The sequence below is a fragment of the Streptococcus mitis genome, from assembly GCF_008763935.1.
Classification (GTDB): Bacteria; Bacillota; Bacilli; order Lactobacillales; family Streptococcaceae; genus Streptococcus; species Streptococcus mitis_DB.
On sequence record NZ_VTQF01000036.1, the window covers coordinates 1 to 2,727 of the forward strand.

Here is a 2,727-nt window from a genome sequence, read left to right on the forward strand (position 1 = left end):
GGGCAAGAACTGCCACTGAACCCGCTACATATTTTTTATTGATTTTCATTCTTTCCTCATTTCTTAAATATATTTGATTCTCCACAAAATGATGAACCAGTTAATTAACTAGTTAATAGTTTACTCTTTTTAGTATTGCTTGTCAAGAATTTTTCGTATATACATAATAAAAATGAAAGCCTCTTTATCGAGACTTTCATTTTTCATTAGTTGATTTTTCCTTACTTACAGATGGAGGATTACTTTCTTTTTAACAAAGCAAGTAGTTTCTCTGCTTCTGCCATGATGCCATTATTATCCATGGTTTGGAGACTCAGATTATTTCGTAAACCAGATAGGCTCTCTGTCACATTGTCTTTCAAACTAGCATCCGTTACTTTAGCAAGTAGAGCTTCTACTTCTTTGAGTTTGGCTTCTACTTTTTCGGTTTCTACTTGAGGGACTTCAGCTTCGTCTGTTGTATCTTTAGATACTTCTTCTGTCTCGTCTTCATCAGTGCTCGGTTTATAAAGATTATCTACTGAAGGGGTTGAACCTGTATGATTTTCTTTTTCATTGGATTCAGGACGGGTTGACTCGTCTGATTCATGATGATCTTCCTTATCTTCATCAGATTTACTGTCTTTGTCTGCCTTATTTTTACGAACATGGTCGCTGGCATTTCCCCAACCATTATCTGAGTGAGGACGTTCTTCAGGATGTTCAACATAATATTTTACAGTCGCAAAGAGATCCTCAAGGCTATAACCCTTAGGTGCTTCATAGAGTCCTTCGTCAAACCAACCAAATTTAATGTTATGGTAATGGTCGTAATGAGGTATAATTAAGCTACCATTTTTAACTTCAACAGTATGTTGTAGATTGTAAGGAATATGATCAAGTGGGACCTTCTTAGCTGCTTCCACTTTGTTATAGATTGCTTCTACTCCTTTAACCTCAGTATGTCCTGAACCCTGATTCTCTGTTGAAGGAGGTATCAAACCTTTCTCTTTAGCATAAGCCTGGGCTGCCACTCTTTCAGCTTCAGACAAGCTCTCTTTCTTAATCCAATGACTATGGGACATATGTGGAGTTACATAAGCATCTCCCTCATCACTGGTAATATCACGAGTGTCAAAGATATAGCCATCTTCTGTTGTATACTTACCTGCTAATTTCGCTAATTTAATTTCATCGTCTGTATAAGCAATTTGAGAATTTGGTTTTCCAAGTCGCTCTGGATGGGTAATTGGTGCTAAGAATGACAATAAATCATCTACCAATTTTCCTTTATTAGAAGATTCATCATTCAAACGTTCTGCTAATTTGTCTAAGGCTTGGAAATCAGAAGTACGACCCTTATTTTCAGACAAGGCTTTATGAGCCTCGGCCAATAAATTATATGCTTTATCATAAAATTCTTGGTCACGAGGAGCGACATTTTCTTTCTTCGCAACTAGGGCATGTATCTCTTGAGTTTTCTTTGACAAGAGATTTTCAATAGCGTCAATCTTATCCTTAGCTAAGTCTTTAGCTAGAACATAACGACTAGCGCCCTTATCCTCGAAAATATAACCATCACCAACTTTTCTAACAACCTGGTTGACATCAAGTTCAGTCGGTTTATTTTCCACTGGTGCTTGAGGTTTGGTAGTAGGAGCCGGCTTCAGAGGAGTAACACTTGGCAAGACACTGCCATTTTGTCCCTTAACAGCTATCATACGAGCCAATTTTTCTTCCAGCGGTGACATTTGTGAATAAGGAATAAAGTGATAATGGTCTCCGTGAGGCACTGCTACACCGTTAGCTGTACGTTTGATGATTTGTGCCGGATCAAAGACTAGTCCATCCGATTCCACATGGCGTTCTGACAAAGGTTTGGCATACAATTCACTTAAAAGTGTTGAAATGTCTTCCCCATGATTTTGATGATATGTTGGTGTGACAGTCAGGTTTGGAGTCTCTGTCAAACTTGGTTGGGCTGGTTTAGCATTATCACTACTTGGTTTACTTGAGCTTGTGGCAGAATGTGAGCCCTGCTTCCCATTCCAATAGGCTTGAGCAGCAGCCAATTCTCCTGCTGACAAATCACTCTTAGGAATATAGTGGAAATGATTTCCATGCGGTACAACAAAAGCGTCACCTGTATCTTCAATCACATCTGTCGGACTAAAGACATACCCATCATCCGTTGTATAAGCTCCTCCAGTTCCTCGATTCGGTGCCGGCGTATTGAGATTAAAGTTTGGTTTAATGGTTGAACTTGGTGTTGAACTTGTTTTCTCAGAGCTGCTTGGTTTCGTATTATTAGAATGACTTTGAACTGGCTGACCTCCAATTGGTAGATTTCGAGCCAATTTTTCTTCCAAAGCAGACATTTGCGAATAAGGAATGAAATGGAAATGATCTCCGTGAGGAACTGCCACACCATTGGCAGTACGTTTTGTAATCTGTGCTGGGTCAAATACTAATCCATCAGATTCCACATGACGTTGGCTAAGGGGCAAAGCGTACAATTCTTGAAGGAGACTAGCTAAATCCTCATTTTGACTCTCAGGAGCTGCTGCAGGATTTTGAGGAGACTCAGATTGACTCGTTCTCACACTAGATCTTGTTTCAGCTCTGCTTGAACGATATTCAACTGTACTTAATTGACCACCTTTTCCAGATAAGAAGGCTTGCGCAGCAGCTAATTCACTGGCAGACAAATCACTCTTCGGAATATAGTGGAAGTGATTCCCATGAGGA

General features: G+C 39.5%; 1 protein-coding gene. It reads right to left on the reverse strand.

Going from position 1 to position 2,727, the window contains the following annotated elements:
* Nucleotides 1-239: 239 nt before the first annotated feature.
* Nucleotides 240-2,727, reverse strand: a 2,488-nt coding sequence (locus F9B91_RS11200; RefSeq protein WP_150923308.1) for a pneumococcal-type histidine triad protein, incomplete at its 5' end; no start/stop codon positions are given.